The following is a 924-nucleotide window of genomic DNA, read 5'->3' on the forward strand; positions in this document are numbered from 1 at the left end:
ACCAAGACGGTCCGCGTTCGTTACGCCAAGAAGTCGGGTAAGGACCTCTAATGACTGACTCCGCAGTAGCAACAGAAGCTGCGGCTCCGGCTGGCAAAATCCAGCCGCGGCTCAAGCAGAAGTACCAGGACGAGATTCGCGCGAAGCTCTCGACTGAACTCGGCTTCACGAACGTGCACCGTATCCCCAACCTGACGAAGATTGTCGTCAACATGGGTGTCGGAGAAGCAGCTCGCGACGGCAAGGTGATGGATGGTGCGGTTTCTGACCTCACCAAGATCACCGGCCAGAAGCCGCAGGTCACCAAGGCTCGCAAGTCGATCGCGCAGTTCAAACTGCGTGAAGGACAGCCCATTGGCGCGCACGTCACACTTCGTGGCGACCGCATGTGGGAGTTCCTCGACCGCTTGCTCAGCCTGGCGCTTCCCCGTATCCGCGACTTCCGCGGGCTGTCGGACAAGCAGTTCGACGGCGCGGGCAACTACACGTTCGGTCTCACGGAGCAGGTTATGTTCCACGAGATCGATCAGGACCGCATCGACCGCGTTCGCGGGATGGACATCACCGTTGTGACGACCGCCCAGAACAACGACGAGGGCCGCGCGCTGCTCAAGGCGCTTGGCTTTCCGTTCAAGTCGGCCGAAGTAAAGTAGCGAGTAAAGTAGCCCAAGCGGGTTCTTTAGTTTTTCACCCCGGGGGCCGGTCATCCGACCGGCCCCCTCACCACCACAGGTCGTCATCCGTGTAACGGATGGGCGAAACCAGGCGAGAAAGGCACCACAAAATGACAATGACAGATCCGGTCGCAGACATGCTGACCAGACTGCGCAACGCTAACTCGGCGTACCACGACACAGTGTCGATGCCGCATAGCAAATTGAAAGCGCACATCGCAGATATCCTCAAGGCACAGGGCTACATTTC

General features: G+C 59.1%; 2 protein-coding genes. Both read left to right on the top strand.

Annotated features, from left to right (window positions below; all coding sequences use genetic code 11):
• The first annotated feature begins 50 nt into the window (after positions 1-50).
• Positions 51-653 carry a 50S ribosomal protein L5 gene (gene rplE / locus JF66_RS18845; protein WP_051973760.1) on the top strand — a complete coding sequence of 201 codons (603 nt, stop codon included), beginning with the start codon at positions 51-53 and terminating at the stop codon, positions 651-653.
• 131 nt (positions 654-784) lie between these two features.
• Positions 785-924 (top strand): 30S ribosomal protein S8 (rpsH, locus tag JF66_RS18850; RefSeq protein WP_035880412.1); only part of this gene is annotated, 140 nt, incomplete at its 3' end.

Origin of the sequence: Cryobacterium sp. MLB-32, from assembly GCF_000738085.1 — a bacterium.
Taxonomy (GTDB): Bacteria; Actinomycetota; Actinomycetes; order Actinomycetales; family Microbacteriaceae; genus Cryobacterium.